Consider the following 21,096-nt stretch of genomic DNA (forward strand, 5'->3'; position numbering starts at 1 on the left):
CTTCTCAGCGTTTTCCCCCCTTTACGGTCCCTTGCGATACGTGTCGTAACCCTTTCGACGCTCTGGGTTATACTCGGGCTTGTCGTTGTGGCCACATTGATCAGCACGCTTTACGGTGATGCGGCACGCAATAATTTCGAGCGGCTTCTGACGGCGCATTTGTTCAGTCTTGTCGGTGCGGTTAGCATAACATCGGAAGGCCTTCTGCAAGGGCGCCCAGAATTGGGTGATCTGCGCTATTCCAGTCCGCTTTCTGGTTGGTACTGGACTGTTGATCCTGTTTCTTCAAATATTAATGGCAAGCTGCAGTCGCTTTCTTCTGTCGGGCGCGTGGTGCCTGAAATGCCGGTCAGCCAAGCGCCTTTCGATAGTTCCTTCATGCGCAGCTATACTTTGCCAGGTTTGAATGGCGAAGAACTTTACATTGTCGAAACCGAAGTCGTTCTTGACAATGACAATCGCGTGGCGCGCTACCGGGTTATGGGCAATCTAAGCGAAGTCTTAAGTGAAATTTCGGACTTCCGCAGCAAGCTTGCATTCTATCTGACGATCTTCGGCCTTGGCAGTGTTTTCATCAATGCTGGCATTATTCTTTTTGGTCTGCGACCACTTGATAAGGTGCGTCGGGCCCTTGCTGATATTCGAGAGGGTCGCTCTGCCAAGCTTGATACATCGCTACCTATTGAAATTGCGCCGCTTGCCAGTGAAATGAATGCGCTGATTGAGAACAACCGCCGTATCGTCGAGCGGTCACGAACACAGGTTGGCAATCTTGCACATTCGCTGAAAACGCCGCTTTCGGTTCTGACCAATGAAGCACGCGCGATGGGGGGCGAGCAGGGGCGGCTTGTGCTTGAGCAAAGCGAAGCCATGCAGATACAAATCCAGCATTACCTGCAACGCGCGCGCATTGCAGCACAGCGTGACAGTGTGGTGTTCCGAACGCCAGTTACGGCGGTTCTGGAACGTATGGAGCGCGTTACCGTTAAACTCAATCCTACATTCAACATTGCTTTCAAGAACGATTTGCCTGGTGCCGTCTTTGCGGGTGAAAAAGAAGACCTTGAAGAAATCATAGGGAATGTGCTGGAAAATGCAGGAAAATGGGGTCAAAAGCGGATCAAGATCGTTCTACGCCCTGCTATTGGTAAGCAGCACCAGTTTGAAATTCTGATAGAAGATGATGGCAAGGGTCTTGCTTCAGACAAGATTGATGCAGCATTGAAGCGTGGCACGCGTGTCGACGAAACCAAGCCCGGAACAGGTCTTGGTCTGGCAATCGTTCAAGATACAGTACGCGAATATGGCGGCAGTTTGCAGCTCGGTAAAAGTGATATGGGGGGGCTTCAAGTGCGTGTTTTGTTGCCGCTGACCGAAGATTGAATGTTGCCTTTGCCGTTATGTGAACTAGAAGATTGAAGTTATTAGCTGTATCGTAAGATAGTATGCATGCTCATTTGTTATGAAGGCCGGTTTGTTATGATGATTGTATCAAGGTTTTCTGCTCCGATTCTGATCGTCTCAATGGCGTTTGCGCTTTCTGCCTGCGGAACTTCCGGTGGGGGAAACAGCTCGGGACTGACTTCACTTGGTGGCCTGTCAGCTCCTGCCGAGACACGTCCTAATTTGCTTGCTTCTCTTGATGCGGGGCTTCTTGGTAGCGCAGCAGCGCAATTGACGGCGCCCGACCGCAAGAAAGCACTTGAAGCCGAGTATCGAGCGCTCGAATATTCGCCTGCCGGTAAAGCAGTCTCGTGGAGCGGCAGTGGGTCGACCTCTGGCGATGTGGTTGCAGCGCAGCCTTATCAGGTGGGTTCGCAAAATTGCCGCCAATATACACATAGCTTCACCATCGCGGGAGCACCGCAAACTGCGCGTGGCACGGCTTGCCGCAATGCGGATGGAAGCTGGACTCCCCTTACATAGATCACGCCTAAAATGTGAGTCGTTTTATTTAGTTATGCATTTCATGCATCGCCATTAACTCTCCTATGCCTTCGAATACGTGAAAAGTTGTCTCTGACAATTGCAGCTTTGCGGCGAATTGCCCTAGTCAGCGGGATTCAGCATCGTTCAAGTTGGTTTTTGTGACGACTAAGATTAAGTCTCGACTATGGAATTCTGGTTGACTGCCGCACTGCTGACTTTTGCAGCTACATCGATTGTTTTGTTACCGCTTACACGGAACAAGCAGGATTTTTTGCCTCCTGAAAAAAATGATCTGGAAGTTTATCGCGACCAGTTGCGCGAAGTCGAGGCCGATGTTGCTAGAGGCATGATTGATGCGCCAAGCGCCGAGCAGGCGCGGATCGAAATTTCCCGTCGTATCCTAAACGCCGAGAAAATGAGCACGGATGCCGCAGCCGAAGTAAAAAAGGCCCGCTCAGGACGATTGCTGGCTTTTGTTGCAATCCTCGCCGTACCTTTGATTGCGTGGGGTATTTATCCCTTATTTGGCGCGCCGGATATTCCCTCTATGCCCCTCTCAGCCCGTCTAGAAGGCAGCCCGCAGAATAGCTCGGTTGACGAGCTTATAGCCCGCGCGGAAACGCATCTTTCCCAAAATCCAAATGATGCGCGTGGCTGGGATGTTCTTGCACCAATTTATCTGCGTATTGGTCGGGGCGCTGACTCTGCAAACGCGTATCGCTCGGCGATCCGTATCGAAGGCGAAAACTTCCCGCGTGTCCTTGGACTGGGCGAAGCGTTGATAGCCGTTTCTGGTGGACCCGTTACAGCTGAAGCAGAGGCTCTCTTTAATAAAGCCGCAGATCTTCAGCCTGACGATATTCGTCCGCAATATTATCTCGCGCAGGGGGAAATGCAGGATGGTGATGCAGAAGGCGCTGTGATGCGGCTGCAATCTTTCCTAGATAAGGCTCCTGCAGATGCTCCATGGCGGGCGCAGGTCGAGCAGACGATTGCCCGCATCAGAAGCGGTACCTCAGAACCATCGGCTCCTGCAGTCGGTCCGACAGCCGAAGATATAGACGCCGCGGCTTCCATGAATGCTGAGGGTCGTCAGGCGATGGTTGAAGGTATGGTTCAACGACTTGACGAAAGTCTTCGAGAAAATGGTGATAATCTTGAGGGATGGAAGCGTCTTGTGCGCTCGTACATGATCCTGAATAATCGTGCTGCAGCCCTTGATGCTTGGAAACGCGGCATTGCAGCGTTGGATGGCGGAAAGCGGGCTGAGCTAGAACGCTTTGCCGCAGGGCTGGGTTTGGAAGCAGGGAGCGCAAACCAATGAGTGCGACTGCAGAAAATAATGGGCGCAAAACGAATTCATCAGGCAGTATAGCCCGCACGGTCAGCCGCAGAAAGCGCAAGCGACTGATGTTGATCGGCGGTGCATTGGCGGTGCTGGCAATTGCGGTCGGGCTGATGCTGATGGCTTTCAATCAGGACATTCGTTTTTTCAGAACACCCGCCGATCTGTCCGAGCAGGAAATAACATCCGGCGCACGCTTTCGTCTGGGTGGGCTCGTCGAAGAGGGATCGGTTACGCGCGATGGTAGCGAATTGCATTTCGTCGTCACCGATACGATTAAAACTGTCAAAGTTGTGTTTGAAGGCATTGCGCCTGATCTCTTTCGCGAAGGACAGGGTGTTGTTGCCGAAGGCCGTTTTGAGCCCGATGGCATATTTCGCGCCGACAATGTGCTGGCAAAGCATGATGAAAATTACGTTCCTAAAGATCTCGCCGACAGCCTGAAGAAAAAGGGCGTGTGGGAAGGGCAATGATGAGATCGGGATATAGATTATGAATGTCGAAATCGGTCATTTTGCGCTTGTGCTGGCATTGGCTTTGTCTGTGGTGCAATCCATTGTCCCGCTTGTGGGCGCGCAGCGCAGAGATATGCAACTCATGGCCGTTGCTGCCCCGACAGCGCTTGCGGCTTTTGCACTGATTGCCTTTTCATTCATCGTTTTAACTGTGGCCTATGTAGTTTCTGATTTCTCTGTGCTGAATGTGGTTGAGAACTCGCATTCGCAGAAGCCGATGCTTTATAAAATCACCGGTGTCTGGGGCAATCATGAAGGTTCGATGCTGCTTTGGGTTCTGATTCTTAGTTTTTTCAGCGCACTCGTTGCAGCTTTTTCGGCCAATTTGCCTGAAACATTACGGGCCAATGTGCTGGCCGTCCAAGGTTGGATTGCGACAGCATTCCTTGCCTTCATCATTTTCACATCCAATCCATTCACACGCATTATTCCAGCACCGATGGAAGGTGGTGATCTCAATCCGATCCTTCAGGACATCGGCCTCGCCATCCATCCGCCGTTGCTTTATCTCGGATATGTTGGTTTCTCGGTCTGTTTCTCGTTTGCCGTTGCTGCGCTGGTCGAGGGACGACTTGATGCTGCGTGGGCGCGATGGGTGCGTCCATGGGCGCTGCTTGCTTGGATGTTTCTGACAGGCGGCATCGCAATGGGTTCGTACTGGGCCTATTATGAACTCGGCTGGGGTGGCTGGTGGTTCTGGGACCCGGTCGAAAACGCATCTTTCATGCCATGGCTAGTCGGTACAGCGCTGCTGCATTCGGCAATTGTGATGGAAAAGCGCTCGGCGCTTAAAATCTGGACCGTGCTACTGGCAATATTGACCTTCTCACTGTCATTGCTTGGCACATTTCTGGTGCGCTCAGGCGTGCTTACATCTGTGCATAGTTTTGCGACCGATCCGGGACGTGGTCTATTCATCCTCGCCATTCTTGCGATTTTCATCGGTGGTTCACTGTCGCTTTTTGCGCTTCGCGTTCAAAGCCTGTCGTCAGGCGGATTGTTTCAGCCGATTTCGCGCGAAGGCGCGCTGGTCTTTAACAATCTGTTTCTCACGACGGCGGCGGCGACCGTTCTCATAGGCACGCTTTATCCGCTGCTTCTAGAAGTTCTGACCGGCGAGAAGATTTCCGTTGGCGCGCCATTCTTCAATATGACCTTCGGGCCATTGATGATTCCGCTTTTGCTGGCAGTACCTTTCGGTCCGCTTTTGGCATGGAAACGCGGCGATCTTTATGGCGTTGCGCAACGGCTGATGACAGCCTTTGCTTTGGCTCTCATCACGTTCGGCATCGTGCTTTGGCGTAGCAATGCGCATTCCGTGTTGGCAGCGCTTGGCGTTGGTCTTGCCGCGTGGCTGATCTTTGGCAGCCTGACCGATTTATGGCTGAAAGCGGGTATTGGCAAGGTTTCGGCAGGCAAGGCATTCTCGCGCTTCATAGGCCTGCCGCGTTCTGTGTTCGGCACATCGCTGGCGCATATGGGGCTTGGGATTACGCTGCTTGGTATTGTCAGCGTGACGACTTTCGGCACTGAAAATGTCGTTGTTATGCGTGCCGGTGATACGGTGAAGATTGCTGATTACTCTTTGCGTTTTGAAGGAATGCGTCCGCTGACGGGCGGAAACTTCACGGAAAATCGCGGCGACTTTACGCTTTTCGATTCGTCAAATCGTGATCTCGGGCAGGTCCACTCTTCCAAGCGCTTTTTCCCTGCGCGTCAGATGCCGACTACTGAATCGGGCATCCGCACACTTTGGTTCAGTCAGGTCTATGTCGCTCTTGGTGATGAACCAGGTGATGGTTCCATCGTTGTCCGCGTCTGGTGGAAACCATATGTGACACTGATCTGGTATGGCGCGCTGGTGATGATGCTGGGCGGTATTATCTCGCTGGCGGATCGGCGTCTGCGCGTTGGTGCTCCGTCAAAAACACGCACGTCTTCGTCCAATCAGGCGGGGGCAACCGCATGAAGTTAACCAAAAATCTGGCGGCAATTCTTCTTGGTTTCTCATTAATGTTTCATGGTTCGGTCGCTTTGGCTGTGAACCCGGACGAGATTTTGCCTGATGCTCAGCTTGAAAGTCGTGCGCGGCAAATTTCGGCAGAACTCAGATGCATGGTCTGCCAGAATGAATCCATTGATGATTCCAATGCTGAACTCGCACGAGACCTGCGTCTATTGGTGCGGGAGCGCCTGACATCAGGCGATACCGATAATCAAGTTATCGATTTCGTCGTTGATCGTTATGGAGAATTCGTCCTGCTCAAGCCGCGTTTCAATGCACAGACAGCTTTTTTGTGGGGCTTTCCTGTGATTATTCTTCTGATTGGTGGAATTGCGCTGGCTTTTGCATTTCGCAGGAGAAGCGCTTTTGTTGAGGTGCAGAAGCCTCTTTCCGACAGCGAAAAGGCCCAGCTTTCCCGGCTTCTTGACGATAAATAATCGCGTCTCGCGCTGAAATTATTGCTCTGAGAGCTGTTCCTGTTTAATTGGAATTGTAGGAACCGCTCCTTCTATTCGTTGTTACGCATTATCCTATGCAAAACCGCTGCGCACTTTTACTGGAAATGCTCCTATTCTTACAAAAGTTTCATCTTCCGGAAATTGAGCGGTAAGGTAGCCAACACTATCTTACGCTCTATAAAGATTTCACAGAGCTGGTTAGCCTTCCCAAGGTGCGCTGGTCGAAGAGTAATGCTCGCAAGGAGAGACTTATGTTTAAAGCGACTAATTCCAGGTATCGTAAGGGCGTTGCAGCCTTGGCACTGTCGGCAGCACTTGCTGGCGGGTTCGTCGCGACTGGCCCTCTTGGTGCAATACGCGATGCCCGCGCTGAAGCCGTCCGGGTTACCGCTCCCCAGCAGGCAGGATTCGCCGATCTGGTTGAAAAGGTTCGCCCTGCGGTCGTTAGCGTTCGCGTAAAGAAAGATGTGCAGGAAGTAGATAGCCGTGGCCAGCAGATGCAGACCCCTCCGGGTTTTGATCAGTTGCCCGATGGTCATCCCTTGAAGCGCTTCTTCCGTGATTTTGGAATGGAGCCACGCGGCGATGCACGTCCTGATAGCCGTCAGGGCAAGCGCGGTGGAAAGCCACGCCCTGGACATGAGCGTCCATTTGCACAGGGTTCCGGCTTCTTCATTTCGGAAGATGGTTATCTCGTCACCAACAATCACGTTGTTTCCGATGGCGATGCCTATAGCGTTGTTCTCGATGATGGCACCGAGCTTGACGCAAAGCTGATCGGCACCGATCCGCGCACTGACCTCGCAGTTCTTAAGATCAACGATCCTAAGCAGAAATTCACCTATGTAGCACTTGGCGACGATAACAAGGTCCGCGTTGGTGATTGGGTTGTTGCTGTTGGTAACCCGTTCGGTCTTGGCGGAACTGTGACTTCGGGTATTGTTTCGGCTCGCGGTCGTGACATTGGTGCTGGCGCCTATGATGACTTCATCCAGATTGATGCGGCCGTTAACAAAGGCAATTCAGGCGGGCCTACGTTTGACCTGTCGGGTGAAGTTATTGGTATTAATACGGCCATCTTCTCGCCTTCAGGCGGTAGCGTCGGTATTGCCTTTGCAATTCCGGCTTCCACTGCCAAGCAGGTTGTCGATCAGCTTATCAAGACAGGTTCTGTAGAACGCGGCTGGATTGGTGTACAGATTCAGCCCGTAACCAAAGACATTGCAGCCTCTCTCGGCCTGGCCGAAGAAAAGGGTGCAATTGTTGCCGCACCACAGGCCGATGGTCCGGCTGCAAAGGCAGGCATCAAGGCTGGTGACGTGATCACTGCTGTTAACGGTGAGCCTGTTCAGGACCCACGCGATCTGGCCCGTAAGGTTGCCAAGATTGCTACTGGTGAAAAGGCTGAAGTAACAGTCTGGCGCAAGAACAAGGCTGAGAAAATTGACGTCACGATTGCCGCTATGCCTCAAGATGTGGGTAAAGCCGGCACTCAGTCCGATGATGGCAATAGCGATCAGGGTGAAACACTCGACTCTTATGGCCTGACTGTAACACCATCAGAAGAAGGTGATGGCGTTGTTGTGACCAATGTTGATCCAGACAGCGATGCTTCGGATCGTGGTATCCGTTCTGGCGATACCATCGTTACGGTCAATAATCAGATCGTAAAGAGTGCGAAGGACATTAATAGCGCGATCGCAGAAGCAGAAAAGGCTGGTCGTAAGGCCGTTCTGCTCCAGATTCAGAGCAACGATCAGAGCCGCTTCGTGGCGCTGCCAATCGATCAGGGTTAAACACACCCGTCGTGCTTTGAGCTAATCTGATGCCAGGCGGTTAATCTGCCTGGCATTGCTTCATTTTCTCCAACGACCCGGTATAGTATCGCCATGAAGATTCTCGTTATTGAAGACGACCGCGAAGCGGCCCGCTATCTTGAGAAGGCCTTTAGCGAGGCTGGTCATTCTGCCGACATTGCTGGCGATGGCGAAACTGGTTATGCGTTGGCTGAAAATGGCAATTATGACGTGCTGGTCGTTGATCGTATGCTGCCCAAGCGCGATGGGCTATCCGTTGTTGCGGGCCTTCGGGCCAAAGGAATGGAAACGCCGGTTCTCATCCTTTCCGCGCTTGGCGAAGTGGATGATCGCGTAACCGGATTGCGCGCCGGTGGCGATGACTATCTGACCAAACCCTACGCATTTTCCGAGCTTCTTGCACGCGTCGAAGTCTTGCGTCGTCGCTCCAGCCCGCGCGAGGCTGATACGATTTATCGCGTTGGCGATCTTGAACTCGATCGCCTTGCGCACACCGCACGCAGGCAGAATGTCGACATTACGTTGCAACCGCGTGAATTCCGATTGCTCGAATATCTGATGCGCCATGCAGGCCAGGTTGTAACGCGCACGATGTTGCTGGAAAATGTCTGGGATTATCATTTCGATCCGCAGACCAATGTGATTGATGTTCACATCTCACGATTGCGTTCGAAAATCGAAAAAGGCTTTGATGGACCACTGCTGCACACGGTGCGTGGCGCAGGCTATATGCTGAAAGCCGCAAAATCTAAAGCCGCTGTAAGCGCTAAGGTCGAATAATGGGCCGCTTCTCTGCGCTCATGCGCACCACCGCTGCACGTCTTTCGACATTATATCTGCTTTTGTTTGCCGTGGGTGCCGTGGCTTTGGTCTTTTACATGACCAATCTTTCCGCCTCTATAATCAATAGCCAGACGCAGGAAGCGCTTGGCGAGGAAGTGGCGAGTATTGGCAAAGCCTATTCACGCGGCGGCATTCCCCAGCTTGTGCGCACCATTGACTATCGTTCACGCCAGCCTGGTGCCTATCTTTATCTTGTGGCAGATCAGTCGGGACGCATTTTATCGGGCAATGTAGAAGGTGTCGAACCCGGCGTACTCGATACGGACGGCGTGGTTGAACGCGCTTTCAAATATCGTCGTTATGGTGAACAGGGGACTGAAACCGAACACCGCGCCATCGCCGTTGTGATTGCATTGCCCAATGGTATGCGCCTGCTGGTCGGCCGCGATCTGGGCGAGCCGGAACGCTTCCGTGATCTTGTGCGCAATTCGTTGATGCTGGCACTTGGCATTATGGGTGTTGGCGCTCTTTTGATTTGGTTTTTCGTGGGGCGTCGTGCGCTCAAGCGCATCGATGATGTGTCACGCGCATCGCAACGCATCATGGATGGCGATTTGACGGGTCGATTGCCAGTCAATGGGTCGGGTGACGAGTTTGATCGTTTGTCCATCAATCTCAATGTTATGCTTGGGCGGATTCTCGAACTCAACGAAGGCCTTAAACAGGTTTCCGACAACATCGCGCATGACCTTAAGACACCGCTGACACGTCTGCGCAACCGTGCCGAAGAAGCGCTGTCGGGCAAGAAGACCGGTCCTGAGTATCGTGAAGCGCTTGAGGATATGATTGGTGAATCCGATCAGTTGATCCGCACCTTCAACGCGATTTTGATGATTTCGCGTCTTGAAGCAGGCTATTCGACTGAAAACCTCGAAAATATGTTGGTGGCACCCATTGTTCGTGATGTTGCTGAAATGTATGAGCCAGTTGCGGAAGATGCAGGTGTTCAGTTGACGCTTGGTGCGCTGAACGATGTGCCGTTGCATATCAACCGTGAACTCGTCGGCCAGACGGTTTCAAACCTTGTCGATAATGCGATTAAATATGCGTTGAGAAGCGAAAATGATGCCGCCGTCAACCTTTTCATGGAGCGTGATCAGCAATGGGTGCGCATTGTTGTTGCCGATAATGGTCCCGGGATTCCCGAGGACAAGCGTGAGCAGGCAACCGAACGTTTTGTGCGACTGGAGGAAAGCCGTACACAGCCGGGTTCTGGACTTGGTTTAAGTCTTGCCAAGGCAGTCATGAAGTTGCACGGTGGCGCTCTTCGTCTTGAAGACAATGGTCCCGGCCTGCGTGCTGTTCTGGAGTTTCCATTGGTAAAGGACGAAAAACTATAACAGCATAATTCAAGAGGGGCTTATGACGGCTGAAGACACAAAGGCACTGTTTTTTGATCGAAACCTTTGTGGGCTTATCCCCCTTGATGACGAGCGCGCGCAGTCCTTCCTGACCGATCTAAAGGAGCGGGCAAAGGAAGAGGAACTTGTTCGCGTCACAGCCCTTTTGCAAAACAAACTGGCGTCAAGTTTTCTGGCAGCGGTGCTTGATCTGTCGCCCTTCATGCGCGAGGCGCTCATTCGTCACCCGCGCATTCTTGATCGCATTACGGTTGATCCGCCCGAACAGGCTCTTGCCAATATTCTTTCCGAAATAGCTGCATCGGGCATCGAAGACGGCGTCACCGAAGCCACATTGATGAGCAGCCTGCGTCAACGAAAGCGTGAAGCGCATGTGCTGATTGCACTTTGCGATCTGGCTCAACTCTATCATACGGAAATAACAACCGGCTGGTTGACTGATCTGGCAGAAGCCTGCACAGGAGCCGCCATTCGCTTCCTTTTGCGCGATGCGGACAATGCCGGTAAGATCAAGCTTCTGGATCGCCAAGACCCCGAGAAGGGCAGCGGCTGGATCATTCTTGGTATGGGTAAATTCGGCGCCCGCGAACTCAATTATTCGTCCGATATTGATCTGATTGTTTTCATCGATTCTGAACGTCCATCGATCATCGATCCTTATGAATGCGTGGATACGTTTTCACGGCTGACACGGCGTTTGGTGCGCATTCTTCAAGACCGCACGGGGGATGGCTATGTCTTCCGCGTCGATTTAAGACTTCGCCCCGATCCGGGATCGACACCATTGGCTATTCCGGTGGGCGCTGCACTGCATTATTACGAAAGTCGCGGTCAGAACTGGGAACGTGCTGCCATGATCAAGGCGCGGCCCGTTGCCGGTGATCGCGAATCCGGTGAGCAAGTTTTGTCAGAACTCGCCCCTTATGTCTGGCGCAAATATCTCGATTATGCGGCAATCGCCGATGTGCATTCGATTAAGCGGCAGATACATGCGCATAAGGGCCATGGCGACATCGCTGTGCGGGGGCATAATGTGAAGCTTGGCCGCGGTGGTATCCGCGAGATCGAATTTTTCGTGCAGACCCAGCAATTGATTGCCGGAGGGCGCTTTCCAGAACTACGTGGCAATCAGACGGTTCCGATGCTGGGCAGACTTGCCGAGCGTGGCTGGATTACCGAGAAAGCCCGCGATGCACTTGCCAAGGAATACTACTTCCTTCGCGATGTCGAACACCGCATTCAGATGATTGCCGATGAGCAGACCCACATTTTGCCAGAAGATGACGAGGGCTTTGCGCGTGTCGCCCATATGATGGGCTATGCCGACCCAGCCGCATTTTCGGATGTGTTTTTGTCGGCTCTCAAAGTCGTCGAAAAGCAATACGCGGCATTGTTCGAACAGGCACCGGAACTTGGTTCTTCCAGCGGCAATCTGGTTTTCACTGGCGATGTAGATGATCCCGGCACGTTGGAAACGCTTGCCGCAATGGGCTATGAGCGTCCAAGCGATATTTGTCGTGTTATCCGCACATGGCATTTTGGACGTTATCGCGCCACGCAATCAGCCGAAGCACGCGAGCGTTTGACCGAGCTGACACCTGCCTTGTTGCAGGCTTTTGCCGCGACCAAACGCGCCGATGAATCGCTCTTGCGCTTTGATGGCTTTTTGCAGGGGCTACCTGCGGGTATCCAGCTTTTCAGCCTTTTGCAATCCAACCAGCGCCTGCTCAATCTGCTTGTGATGATCATGAGTGCGGCCCCTCGGCTTGCCGAGGTCATTACCCGGAATCCCCATGTTTTCGATGGGTTGCTTGATCCGGCAATTTTCTCCGAAATGCCGACACGCAATTATCTCGAAGAACGGTTGCGCGTTTTTCTGGGTGCTGCCACTGATTATGAGGAAGTGCTGGACCGCTTACGGATATTTGCGGCGGAACACCGTTTTCTGATTGGTATCCGTTTGCTCACCAGTGCAATTGATGGCGTGCGGGCAGGGCGCGCTTTCTCTGATTTGGCTGAACTTATGATCGGCAAAGCTTTTGAGGCAGTCGAGGCCGAACTTCAGCGACGTCATGGCAAGGTAAAGGGCGCAAAGGTTGCATTGCTTGCCATGGGCAAGCTTGGCAGCCGCGAACTGACCGCAGGTTCCGATGTCGATCTGATCCTGCTTTATGACCATGATAAGGATGTGGAAGAATCCGATGGTGACAAGCCGCTGGCTTCATCACAATATTACATCCGACTTACGCAGAGGCTGATTGCTGCACTTTCCGCACCAACTGCCGAAGGTGTACTTTATGAAGTCGATATGCGTTTGCGACCGTCTGGCAATAAAGGTCCGGTCGCAACCCATATCGAATCATTTGGCAAATATCAGCGCAGCGAGGCCTGGACATGGGAGCATATGGCGCTCACACGTGCGCGCCCAATCCATGGCGATGCGGCTTTCAGCGACTTCATCAAAGACGAAATCGACGAAGTGCTGGCGAACAAACGCGACACACAAAAGATTGCCAAAGATGTGCACGAAATGCGCGATCTCATTTATGAGGAAAAGCCGCCGCGTGATGATTGGGATTTCAAGCTGAAACCCGGCGGTATTGTTGATCTGGAATTCATTGCGCAGTTTGCGGTGCTGACGGGCAAAGAAATCAGGCATCCCCGACCCTTGGGAACCGAAGATGTGCTTGCAGGTTTAGACCCGGCTTTTGCCGACCCCGCTGTAATTGACAGTCTGGTTGAAGCACATCGGTTCTACACAAATCTTAGCCAGACGATCAGGCTCTGTCTGGGGAGCGATGCAAAACGCGAAGAGTTCATTCCCGGAATGGTCGATCTTCTTTGTCGTGCTGCAGAACTACCGGACATCGACCGCGTTGAACATCATCTGAGCGAACTTGCAGCCAATGTTCGAACCAGCTTTGATACGCTGATCAAATAATCAGGCCGCGTGGATTTCGGCCTCCTGGCCGGTCACTGCTTTCTGTCTGCGATCAGGAATGCAGACAGAAACCACCGTTCCAACGCCTTCGGTTGAACGGATGCGCAGCCAGCCGCCATGTAATTCTGCAAGCGATCGGGTGATTGCAAGGCCTAAGCCTGAACCGCTATGCGTCTTGGTGAACTGGTTCTCCACCTGTTCGAACGGTTGGCCGATTTTCTTGAGCGCGGATTTTGGAATACCGACGCCCGTATCCTGAATGGTCATGAACAGTGCTGATCCGGTCTTGCGTGCGCGCACTGTGATATTGCCATTATGGGAGGTGAACTTCACCGCATTCGAGAGAAGATTGATCAGAACCTGCTTGACCGCACGGCGGTCTGCATTGAGTTGCATCGCTTCTTCAATGCGTGTCTCAACCGTGATGTTCTTTTCATCGGCCTGTAGCGAAATCATGCGCACGGTTTCATTGATCAGCGGACAAAGATCGATCTCTTCGCGATCAAGCGAGAAATGACCTGCTTCGATCTTCGACATATCGAGAATGTCATTGATAACATTGAGCAGGAAGTTACCGCTGGTGTGAATATCGTTGATATATTCCTCATAGCGGTCTGAGCCGAGCGGACCGAAAGTGCCCGCCTGAATCATTTCCGAGAAGCCAATAATAGCATTGAGCGGCGTGCGCAATTCATGGGACATATTGGCAAGGAATTCGGATTTTGCACGGTTAGCAGCTTCCGCCCGTTCCTTTTCCTGTCCGTATTTTCGGGCCAGTTCGGAGAGTTCACGTACACGGTCGCGCTCGCCCTTACGCGCAATAGAAAGGTCGTGAATTGTTGCCATCAACCGGCGTTCGCTATCCACCAGACGTTCCTGATGCTGCTTGATTTGCGTAATATCTGTGCCGATGGAAACAAGACCGCCATCCTGCGTGCGGCGTTCATTGACCTGTAGCCAGCGGCCATCACTCAACTGACGTTCAAAGGTCTGCCCGCCTGCACGATTATGTTCGTTTGCCATGCGACGCTCAAAGCTGAATGGACGCGTATGCGCGTCAACCTCGTTGCGTGGCACGCCGGGTTTAAGCGTCCAGACCGGCAGGCCCGCATATTCGCTGAACTTTGAATTGGCCATCACCAGACGATTGTTGGAATCCCAGAGAACGAAGGCCTCGGAGATATTTTCAATCGCTTCACGAATGCGCATATCGGCTTCTGCCGTCTGCTGGGCAAAGCGATGCTGTTCGCTGACGTCAAATGCGATGCCGACGAGATGCAGATCGTTTTCAGCCGCAATCTCGGCACGAACCCGCATCCACACCCAGGAGCCGTCCGCATGGCGCATGCGAAACACGCGGTCGACATGCGAAATATCGCCAGCCGCAGCCTGTTCAGCAATCGAATAAAGATCGCCATCTTCCGGGTTGATGATCGCCGAGACATCGCCAAAGGCAAGCACCGCATCCTGCGCTTCATAGCCAAGCATTTCATACATCGAACGCGACCAGTAAATGCGCCCACGCGCCATGTCCCAATCCCACAGACCACCGCGCCCACGCGCTAGAGCCATATCGATACGGCGCTGAATTTGGCCGGAAAGATCGTCGGCTTCGCGAGCACGCGCTGCCTGACTGAAATAGGCGTAGAGAATGGCAAACATCACGCCGGTCGTGCCTGCAAATAGCGTCACGTTCAGAGATACCGCACGTCGCCATTCGGCAAAGATCGTGTTTTCGGGTTCAGCAGCAATAATCGAATAGGGCACAGTTATCGGTTTTGACACTGTGCCATAAGCGATTTCGCCATTCATGACGATTGTCAGAACGCCTGCGCGTTCCGCAAACATGAAAAGCGGCTGGATGTCGCTGAACACATCGTCGGCAGCTTTTCCAACAATGTCCGTTGCAGGTCCTGAAGCGGTAACGATCACTGAATCATCATTGACCAGAGCAACGGTCATGCCGCTGGAAGAAAGACCGCGAGCACGAAATTCGGCAATTGTATTATCCAGATCTTTTGTCGTCATCTGCGCGCCGGATTGCGTGCCATTGGCAGCACGCTCGATCATCTGCGCGAGATTGGCGGTTGCGGCAGACAGAGCAGCTTTATGCTGCAATTCGATGTCTTCGCGCCATGAGAGCATCGAGAAGACTCGCGCTACGCCAAGGATGATGAGAAAGATGATGATGAGGGCCGGAACAAGGCGGCGCAATGCAGGTTCGACTGCCACGAACTTGCCATAGGCAGGGCCTGCGAGAAGCTTGGCATGGCCCGAGAGCTTGCCCTTCTTTCGCTTCGCTCCGGAGTAGCCGCGCTTCTCCGCCGTCGCGTTATACGCGTCGGTGCTCGCCATCTCTTAGCCCCTCTTGATTTGCCGTGACAGTTTCCAAGATGCGCCAAAAAGCGCCGCCCGCCCGAAACTGCATGAATTGAAATCTTTACTCAAAATGTTTCGGAATACGCTGTCACCGAACAGCTCTAATGAATCAAAAGTGATTCGTGCTGTCCAGCGAATTCGTTAACGAGATGTAAAAAATGCCATTCGCGGTTTTGATTTTTTCGTTGAATCTCAATCTGTTAAGTGGAATCAGTTTGAGAAGTGGCTCATCTAACATCATGAAAAGACTCATGAAAGCCGTAAGTCTTTGCAGGATTTATGCGCTATTGCTTGGATATGGTCGGAATGACAAAACCCGGCCCATTTTGAGGCCGGGCTTTACGAATCATGAAACCAGCAAGATGATTCGCGAATCAGCCCTCAAAAATCAAGCAAGCGTCCTGTCCACGATGTCCCGCAGATCGGTCGAGAGCTTCGGTGTACCGGAAATGCGAGCGAGTGCGGCGCGTGCGTGTTCGCGGCGTTTGTCTTCCAATGCGCGCCATGAACGCAGGGCGGTGAGAAGACGCGCGGCAAGTTGCGGGTTCTCAGGATCGATTGCCAGAACCATATCGGCAAAGAATGTATAGGCAGCGCCATCCTTGCGGTTAAATCCGGTCGGATTATTGGCCGAGAACCCACCGATCAATGCACGCACGCGGTTCGGATTGTCGAAGGTCAGCAGCTTGTGTTTGGTCAGAGCGCGCACCGCATTCAGTGACTTTTCACCGGGGCGGGTTGCCTGCACGATGAACCACTTGTCCATCACCAGCGCATCATCGCCAAACCGCTTTTCAAAGGAAGCAAGTGCACCCAATGCTTCATGGCTGTCGCCAAAACGATGCACCAGAATGCTAAGTGCCGCTGCACGTTCGGTCATATTATCGCCATCGGCAAACTGCTGCGCTGCGCGGGCAGGGTTGTTTTCATGACGGCTGAGATAATCCAGAAGCACGTTGCGCAAAGCGCGCTTGCCCGCCGATACCGCATCCGGCGAGAAAGCACCATCCTGCTGCAGGTTTACATAGAGCTTCGCGAAGTCCTTCGCATAAGCGGCAGCGATGGCTGCAATCATATGATCGCGACTTGCCAGAATTGCATCAGGATCGACATTTGATCCCATCTCGCGTGCAATATCGCTTTCGGTCGGTAACGTTAGACAAAGCGCACGGAATGCAGCATCCAGTGTTTCATCTGATGCAATACGCCCAGCAAGATGGACGATCTTGTCGTCGATCTCCGGCTCATAGCCGCCACGCACGCGCTTGGCACCCTCAAGCAGTGACTGGGTGAAAATGCTGCTCAGCGCCTGCCAGCGTGCAACCGGATCGCTGTCATTGAGTGCCAGGAATATGCGATCTTCCGCATCAAGTGGCGATACCAGATTAACGGGTGCGGAAAATCCGCGCAAAAGCGAAGGAACTGGACGCTCTTTAATGCCGTGAAAGGTGATGGTTTCCTCAGTATGATGGAGGTGGATGACGTCATCGCGTACATCCCCGCCTTCGACGGATGACGGCTGAATATCCTTGCCGTCACGTCCCAGAAGCCCGAAAGCAATGGGGATATGCATCGGCTTTTTCGTCGGCTGTCCGGGCGAGGGTGCCTGCGACTGCGCGAATGTGATGGTGAAAGTCTCTTTTGCACTATCATAATCGAAGCTCGCCTCGACCTTCGGCGTACCCGACTGATCGTACCAGAGTGCAAATTGTGAGAAATCTTGTCCCGACACATCGGCAAAGACTTTGATGAAGTCTTCGATGGTTGCGGCGTCACCATCATGACGCTCGAAATAAAGGTCCATGCCTTTGCGGAAAAGCTCCGGTCCGATGATCGTGCGGATCATCCGCACCACTTCAGACCCCTTTTCATAGACGGTCGCCGTATAGAAGTTATTGATTTCGCTATACTCGCGCGGACGTACGGGATGCGAAAGCGGTCCACTATCTTCTGGAAATTGCTGGGCTTTGAGGATTTTCACCTCGGCGATACGTTTGACAGGTCGCGAGCGCTCATCTGCCGAAAATTCGTGATCGCGATAAACGGTCAGACCTTCTTTCAGGCAAAGCTGGAACCAGTCGCGGCAGGTGATACGGTTTCCGGTCCAGTTATGAAAATACTCATGCGCAATGACCGCTTCGATGCCGGCATAGTCCACATCGGTTGCGGTTTCGGGATCAGCTAACACATATTTGTCGTTGAAGACATTGAGACCTTTGTTCTCCATAGCGCCCATATTGAAATCGGAGACCGCGACAATATTGAACACGTCGAGATCATATTCGCGTCCAAATTTTTCCTCGTCCCAGCGCATTGAGCGCTTGAGCGCATCCATGGCATAAAGCGCGCGGTCCTGTTTGCCGTGCTCGACATAGATGGCAAGATCGACCGGACGGCCCGACGCAGTTGTAAAATGATCTTTCACAACATCAAGCGAACCGGCGACTAGCGCAAAGAGATAGGATGGCTTTGGATGCGGATCATGCCAGAGCGAATAGTGCCTGGTATCATCATCGGTAACGAGGCCATGCTCAACCGGATTGCCATTGGCAAGCAATATCGGTGCCTCAACCTTGTCTGCATCAACGCGCACCGTATAGACTGACAGCACGTCCGGGCGATCATAATAATAAGTAATGCGGCGAAAGCCCTCTGCTTCGCACTGCGTGCAATAAACATCGCTTGAACGATAAAGCCCTGAAAGCTGGCGATTGGTGGTCGGATTGACTTCCGTGACAATCTCAAGCGTGAAGCGATCTGCATCGGGCAGGTCGGTAATTTCAAGCTGATCGGGCGTGACGGAATAGCTGTTGTCACCAAGTGGCTTTCCATCAAGACTGACACTGATGAGTTTCAGCCCGTCACCATCCAACACCAGCGGTGTGCTCCGTGCAGTCTCTGGGCGGCGCTCTATGGTGAGGGTTGCGCGAACGATTGTCTTTTCCGGCTCCAGCGTGAAGTCGAGTTTTGTTTCTGGAATGGCGTAAGGGGTCGGGCGATAATCCTCAAGACGGAATGTCTGGCCGGTTTCAGTGCGCATTGCGAAACTCTTCTCTGTGATCACTTCGATGAGAGAGTCGTATCCGGCTTTTTAGCAAACGACAAGAAAAGCAAACTGGCTCAATATTTTTTATCAGCTGATCTTAACGCCGCTGGAACTTTATTGCGAACAAGCCTATGGATGACGCAATAGTTATTGTTTCCCGCCTTGTCCTATCTCCCCCGTTTAAGGAATTGCGTTGTGAAGTCCCTTCCGGACGCGGCCTCCGCAAATGTTCAGGCCCGCGAAACCGTCGAGCCTGACCTGCTTCAGAATAATCCGATGCTGGGGATCAGCCTTAAAGTCGCCTCCGTTGCTGTGTTCGTCGGCATGTCGACTTTGCTGAAAGCTGCCGATGGTATTCCTCTTGGTCAGTTGATTTTCTTTCGGTCATTTTTCGCCGTGCTTGCCATTCTCGTTTATTTTGCATGGCGTGGGCAGATTGCCGGTATCTTGCATACAAGGCACGGGTTCAGTCATTTCTGGCGCGGGATGATTGGCGTAGGCGCCATGTCATTGAGCTTTTATGCTCTGACGAAGTTGCCGCTGCCCGAAGCAATTGCAATTAATTACGCTTCACCCTTGATGGCGGTCATTCTCAGTGCCGTCGTTTTACACGAGGTCGTGCGCCTTTATCGCTGGAGTGCAGTGATGATCGGTCTCGTCGGCGTGATGATCATTATCTGGCCACGTATGACATTGTTTGCCGAAGGCAATGTCGGTCACGCAGAAGCTCTCGGCGCACTGGCAGCGCTTGGCGGTGCTGCAATGGCAGCTTTTGCGATGATGCTGGTGCGTCGTCTGGTGCAGACAGAGCGCACATCGACAATCGTTATCTATTTCTCGATTTCAGCAACTGTCATTTCACTGGTCACAATACCGTTTGGCTGGGTCATGCCGACCTGGACGCAATTGGCGATGCTGGTCAGTGCAGGTATTGCTGGTGGGGTCGCGCAAATTCTGCTTACTGAATGCTATCGTCATGCGCCAATGAGCACGATTGCACCATTTGAATATACGTCAATGCTGCTCGGCCTTGGGATTGGCTTTTTGTTTTTCGGAGACATTCCAACCTTTGAAATGTTGATTGGCAGCGCGATTGTTATGGGTGCTGGCGGGTATATTATCTATCGCGAGCATCAACTGGCGATAGCCCCACACAAAACCAATACCCCGCAACAATCGCAGTAAAACTAAGCCTGAAAATTAAGCCTGTCCGGGAGATGCTTCAGAGCGTGGATCAAGCTGCATTGTTTCGGGCGTCGGCTGGCCGTCCGGCGTATATATTTTAAATTCGGTCTTCTGGTCACTCACTGCCGGACGTTCGAAGCGTCGTATACGCCACAAAGCATGCAATCCATAGATTGAGTAGGCAACCGCCATGATGACGAAGAATCCTGATGCACCCATCATATCCATCAACGGACCCGCAAGGGCAGGGCCAATAACGCTGCCTGCGCCATAAATGATAAGCAAGCCGCTCGAAACTTTGACGAACTCGCTTGCATCCGCATAGTCATTCGCATGGGCGACATTGAGACTATAGATTGGATAGATGACCGAGCCAAAGAGGAACATCATCGTGTAAAGGGCATAGGGCGATGTGGGGTGGACGATTAGCATAATCAGCGAAATTATGAAGCCGATAGCGCCGGCCACCACCATCACATATCGGCGGTCAACGACGTCTGATGCGCGTCCGAGCGGATATTGGAAAATGACGCCACCAATCATCGCGGACGCAAGCATGGTCGCAATGCCGAATGTTGAAAGCCCGTTCATGCCGCCATAAATGGCAGCAAGAAAACTCCAGGTCGCAGCGACGATGCCAGCGATGAATGAGCCAACTGCCGCAGCAGGTGAACGTCGATAAAGACCTTTCAGGTCCAGCTTCACCTGGGTAAGCGCATTCGGAGACTGGGCACTGGAAAGCACTGTCGGCAGAAGTGCAGCCGCATAAATGATTGCACAAATGATAAATAGGGTTTGCGTTGTGGCATCGCCAAACGGCAAGATATACTGACCGCACATCAAGCCGAGCATCGTTATGATCATATAGATCGAAAATACGCGTCCGCGTGTTTCATTGGTCACGCGCTCATTGAGCCAGCTTTCGATGATCATATACGACCCGGCGAGTGAGAAGCCCGCAATGCCGCGAAAAATCATCCATGCATAGGGGTGAACGATTAGCGAGTGCAGTAAAAGCGCAATGGATAGCAGCGTCAGGAGGGCCGCGAAGACGCGCACATGCCCGACACGTCGCACCAGATGTGGAATAACAATACAGCCTATGGTGAAGGCGAGCGCGTAAGTCGTGCCCATCCAGCCGATTGTGGTGGTTGACCAACCTTCGATCCCGCCGCGGATCGGCATGAGGATACCCGCAAGTCCACCGGCAAGCAGCATCAGAAATGTGCTTGCGAGCAGAGCCGCAATGGGTAAAAGCTGACCAGCCATGAG

14 protein-coding genes are annotated in these 21,096 nt (G+C 52.7%); 11 read left to right on the forward strand and 3 right to left on the reverse strand.

Translation table 11 applies throughout. The features are described from left to right. The first annotated feature begins 36 nt into the window (after positions 1–36). The 10 genes from CEV31_RS08600 to CEV31_RS08645 all read left to right on the forward strand — a co-directional run bounded on the left by CEV31_RS08600 (position 37) and on the right by CEV31_RS08645 (position 13,214). Positions 37–1,383 carry an ATP-binding protein gene (locus tag CEV31_RS08600; RefSeq protein ID WP_235818057.1) on the forward strand — a complete coding sequence of 449 codons (1,347 nt, stop codon included), beginning with the start codon at positions 37–39 and terminating at the stop codon, positions 1,381–1,383. A gap of 96 nt (positions 1,384–1,479) precedes the next feature. Continuing rightward, the gene (locus tag CEV31_RS08605; RefSeq protein WP_094506688.1) at positions 1,480–1,926 is read left to right on the forward strand and encodes a hypothetical protein; all 447 of its coding nucleotides are present in this window, start codon (positions 1,480–1,482) and stop codon (positions 1,924–1,926) included. 187 nt (positions 1,927–2,113) lie between these two features. Continuing rightward, a complete protein-coding gene (gene ccmI, locus CEV31_RS08610) occupies positions 2,114–3,253 on the forward strand; it encodes a c-type cytochrome biogenesis protein CcmI (RefSeq protein WP_094506653.1) in 1,140 nt (379 codons plus the stop codon). Next, complete coding sequence (ccmE, locus tag CEV31_RS08615) at positions 3,250–3,747, forward strand: cytochrome c maturation protein CcmE (protein ID WP_094506654.1); 498 nt, start codon at positions 3,250–3,252, stop codon at positions 3,745–3,747. The genes ccmI and ccmE overlap by 4 nt, the downstream gene beginning before the upstream one ends. A gap of 19 nt (positions 3,748–3,766) precedes the next feature. Beyond that, on the forward strand, positions 3,767–5,758 hold the full coding sequence (locus CEV31_RS08620; protein WP_094506655.1) for a heme lyase CcmF/NrfE family subunit: 1,992 nt from the start codon (positions 3,767–3,769) through the stop codon (positions 5,756–5,758). Positions 5,759–5,802: 44 nt separating this feature from the next. Next, entirely contained in the window at positions 5,803–6,231 is a 429-nt protein-coding gene (locus CEV31_RS08625) for a cytochrome c-type biogenesis protein (RefSeq protein ID WP_235818058.1), read from the forward strand. A 272-nt stretch (positions 6,232–6,503) separates the two neighbouring features. Then, positions 6,504–8,048, forward strand: coding sequence for a Do family serine endopeptidase (locus CEV31_RS08630; RefSeq protein WP_094506657.1), 1,545 nt, complete (start codon positions 6,504–6,506; stop codon positions 8,046–8,048). 93 nt (positions 8,049–8,141) lie between these two features. Further along, positions 8,142–8,849: a response regulator transcription factor gene (locus tag CEV31_RS08635; protein WP_094506658.1), complete on the forward strand. Its 708-nt coding sequence runs from the start codon at positions 8,142–8,144 to the stop codon at positions 8,847–8,849. Next, positions 8,846–10,252: a sensor histidine kinase gene (locus CEV31_RS08640; RefSeq protein WP_210190903.1), complete on the forward strand. Its 1,407-nt coding sequence runs from the start codon at positions 8,846–8,848 to the stop codon at positions 10,250–10,252. The genes CEV31_RS08635 and CEV31_RS08640 overlap by 4 nt, the downstream gene beginning before the upstream one ends. A gap of 22 nt (positions 10,253–10,274) precedes the next feature. Beyond that, positions 10,275–13,214: a bifunctional [glutamine synthetase] adenylyltransferase/[glutamine synthetase]-adenylyl-L-tyrosine phosphorylase gene (locus CEV31_RS08645; protein WP_094506660.1), complete on the forward strand. Its 2,940-nt coding sequence runs from the start codon at positions 10,275–10,277 to the stop codon at positions 13,212–13,214. Here CEV31_RS08645 and CEV31_RS08650 read toward each other — a convergent pair whose 3' ends face one another. Together CEV31_RS08650 and pepN are read right to left on the reverse strand one after the other, a co-directional pair. After that, positions 13,215–15,569 (reverse strand): PAS domain-containing sensor histidine kinase, encoded by a 2,355-nt coding sequence (locus CEV31_RS08650; protein ID WP_094506661.1) that lies wholly within the window; start codon positions 15,567–15,569, stop codon positions 13,215–13,217. It abuts the gene before it with no gap. A gap of 412 nt (positions 15,570–15,981) precedes the next feature. After that, positions 15,982–18,633: an aminopeptidase N gene (pepN, locus tag CEV31_RS08655; RefSeq protein ID WP_094506662.1), complete on the reverse strand. Its 2,652-nt coding sequence runs from the start codon at positions 18,631–18,633 to the stop codon at positions 15,982–15,984. Positions 18,634–18,915: 282 nt separating this feature from the next. On the opposite strand from pepN, the gene CEV31_RS08660 reads away from it, so the two are divergent. After that, positions 18,916–19,824 (forward strand): DMT family transporter, encoded by a 909-nt coding sequence (locus CEV31_RS08660; RefSeq protein ID WP_094506689.1) that lies wholly within the window; start codon positions 18,916–18,918, stop codon positions 19,822–19,824. Positions 19,825–19,839: 15 nt separating this feature from the next. On the opposite strand, the gene CEV31_RS08665 is transcribed toward CEV31_RS08660, so the two are convergent. Then, positions 19,840–21,093 (reverse strand): MFS transporter, encoded by a 1,254-nt coding sequence (locus CEV31_RS08665; protein ID WP_094506663.1) that lies wholly within the window; start codon positions 21,091–21,093, stop codon positions 19,840–19,842. Positions 21,094–21,096 lie beyond the last annotated feature (3 nt).

It is taken from the genome of Brucella thiophenivorans (assembly GCF_002252445.1).
Taxonomy (GTDB): Bacteria; Pseudomonadota; Alphaproteobacteria; order Rhizobiales; family Rhizobiaceae; genus Brucella; species Brucella thiophenivorans.